The following is a 1,295-nucleotide window of genomic DNA, read 5'->3' as shown; positions in this document are numbered from 1 at the left end:
CGTTGGCAACAAGCTAAAAAAACTGTGCAAACAATGAATGACCATAAAGGAATTGAAAATATATTGAATATTGTAAAATCGAGAATTGATGCTCATTTAAAATTTAAGCGGGAATATGACAAACAGCTAGCATTTGACTTTAGTTTATTTCAATTTTTTTCAATGGGCGAAAATAAAATCAGTCAAGTTTTAGCCTATTTCTTGGATGAAAAACAAAATCACGGTCAAGGAAATATATTTTTAAAGGAATTTGTAAAAACATTCTGCGATAAAGAAATAGATGCGCAGAGTTCAGTGAATATATGCGAAAAAATAATCTCCGAAAATAGAAGAATAGACATTTACATTGAACTTAAGGAAATAACGATTGCAATTGAAAACAAGATTTGGGCAGATGACCAAACTAATCAATTGAGGGATTATTCAAAATATTTAGAACAAAAATCAAAGGGAAATTATTTGTTATTGTATTTAAATCCTTATGGTTTAGAACCAACGCAAAAAAGCATTAAAAAGAAACTGAAAGAGAGTCTGATAGAACAAAAAAAGTTTAATATCATAAGCTACAAACACGATATAATCAATCTAATAAATAATTGGTTAGTGATTTGCGAGGCTGAAAACGTTTCTCATTTTTTGAAAGAGTTTAAGAAATATCTTGAAATTAAATTTCTCGGTAAAAACACATTAAATATGTCAAAAGAATTAAGAGCTATAATTCTCAACAACGAAAGGGAAGTCCAAGAATTGGTAAATGAATATAAATCACTTGAAAATGAAATTTTAGGTAAGCTAAATACTGTGGGAAAAGAATTGGATAAAATCGATATTGACTTGAATTCTGGAATGGAATTAAGCAAAAGTGGTTTATTTAATTGGGAAGGTGCAAGAGTTTATAAATATTCAATTTCAAAAAATGGAAATAAAATTTGGGTACAGTTTGTAAAAGATGAAATACACTTGTATTCAAATTATTATTTACAGGGAGGAACAGATGTTATTTTAAATGAAATACTCACCGAACTGAATATTAATAAGAGTACCAAAATAAATCACAACCAAAGCAAATCCGCATTAGTAAACATCTTTTTAAGTCAAGTAAATATTGCAAAGGAAAGTTTAAGAAGATACGATGAACTAATGAAAACCGAGGAAAAGCCAGTTGCCAACAACGTATAACGCAAATGGCAGGTTTAATAGAAAAAAATTAATTAGTTTCCATAACAAACAAAATCGTTAAGCCGACAAATCCGCATCCAAAACTCCACGCCACTTGTCGTTATACGAAGCCGTTA

Annotated in this window: 1 protein-coding gene; it reads left to right on the top strand. The window is 29.3% G+C overall.

Annotated elements, in window-relative coordinates; translation table 11 throughout:
* The coding region (locus RM553_RS19390; RefSeq protein ID WP_311536619.1) for a PDDEXK-like family protein at positions 1–1,179 on the top strand (1,179 nt) is incomplete at its 5' end.
* Positions 1,180–1,295 lie beyond the last annotated feature (116 nt).

Origin of the sequence: Autumnicola tepida, assembly GCF_031846485.1 — a bacterium.
GTDB classification, from domain to species: domain Bacteria; phylum Bacteroidota; class Bacteroidia; order Flavobacteriales; family Flavobacteriaceae; genus Autumnicola; species Autumnicola tepida.
Note: the sequence above shows the minus strand (reverse complement) of the source record. Positions and strands in the feature narration are given on the sequence as shown.